General features: G+C 47.3%; 3 rRNA genes. All 3 read right to left on the minus strand.

The features are described 5' to 3' along the window. Positions 1–478: ribosomal RNA gene (locus ACTNC0_RS18155) — 23S ribosomal RNA — on the minus strand; the annotation flags it as partial. Between the two features lie 288 nt (positions 479–766). Next, positions 767–884 (minus strand): 5S ribosomal RNA (gene rrf / locus ACTNC0_RS18160). Between the two features lie 70 nt (positions 885–954). Continuing rightward, positions 955–1,261: ribosomal RNA gene (locus tag ACTNC0_RS18165) — 16S ribosomal RNA — on the minus strand; the annotation flags it as partial.

Genomic DNA, 1,261 nt, shown 5'->3' on the forward strand with positions numbered 1-1,261 from the left:
GTCACTAAGTAGTATTTAGCCTTAGGGGGTGGTCCCCCTGATTTCCCACAAGGTTCCACGTGTCTCGTGGTACTCTGGATCCTGCTCAGTCAGCTCTGCTTTCACGTACGGGGCTTTCACCCTCTGTGGCCGGCTTTCCCAAAACCGTTCTGTTAACTTCACTGAATCCTAAATGCAGTCCGTAACCCCGGAATGCACGCATTCCGGTTTAGGCTCCTCCGCGTTCGCTCGCCGCTACTTACGGAATCGAGTTTTCTTTCTTTTCCTCCGGGTACTTAGATGTTTCAGTTCCCCGGGTTCCCTTCCTACAGTTATGTATTGGCTGTAGGATGCATGAGGTTTACTCATGCGGGTTTCCCCATTCAGAGATCTCCGGATCAATGGATATTTGCTCCTCCCCGAAGCTTATCGCAGCTTATCACGTCTTTCATCGGCTCTTAGTGCCAAGGCATCCGCCCTGTGCCCTTATTGCTTGACCTTTCGCTTCATCACCCTAGCGTAGGTGATGCGGTCGTTTGATTCTCATTGTTTGATAACTCTGTTAATAACAGATATATCGATGTCTTCCTATCTTGCGTTTTATGAGATACTCTCATATCTCTTAACGTTTTGTATCAAGGATATTTGATTAACTTTTAATCAAATTTCATGTATGCAGTTTTCAAGGTACATATCGACTGATGTTTTATCAGTCATCAGAAATCTCAAATACTTTTTCAGCTTTATTTAAAATCTCTCATCACTGGTAAATTCAGTTTTTTTTTTGATCTGGCGCCCACCTGCTCTCCCACACCGTCTCCAGTGCAGTACCATCGGCCGATTGGGTCTTAACCGTCGTGTTCGGGATGGGAACGGGTGTGTCCCCCAACCGCATCGGCACCAGAAGGATTAAATTTTATCTCCTTGATAACTCAACAGTAAAACACATTCATTTCTCTACTTATCTTACCTTAGAAAGGAGGTGATCCAGCCGCACCTTCCGATACGGCTACCTTGTTACGACTTCACCCCAGTCATCGGTCCCGCCTTCGGCAGCTCCTTCTTTGCAGTTAGGTCACTGACTTCGGGCGTTACTGACTCCCATGGTGTGACGGGCGGTGTGTACAAGACCCGGGAACGTATTCACCGCGGCATTCTGATCCGCGATTACTAGCGATTCCAGCTTCGTGTAGTCGGGTTGCAGACTACAGTCCGAACTGGGACGTTATTTTTGGGATTTGCTCCATCTCACAATCTCGCTTCCCTTTGTTTACGCCATTGT

This window comes from Blautia sp. HCP3S3_B11, from assembly GCF_052064435.1.
Classification (GTDB): Bacteria; Bacillota; Clostridia; order Lachnospirales; family Lachnospiraceae; genus Blautia_A.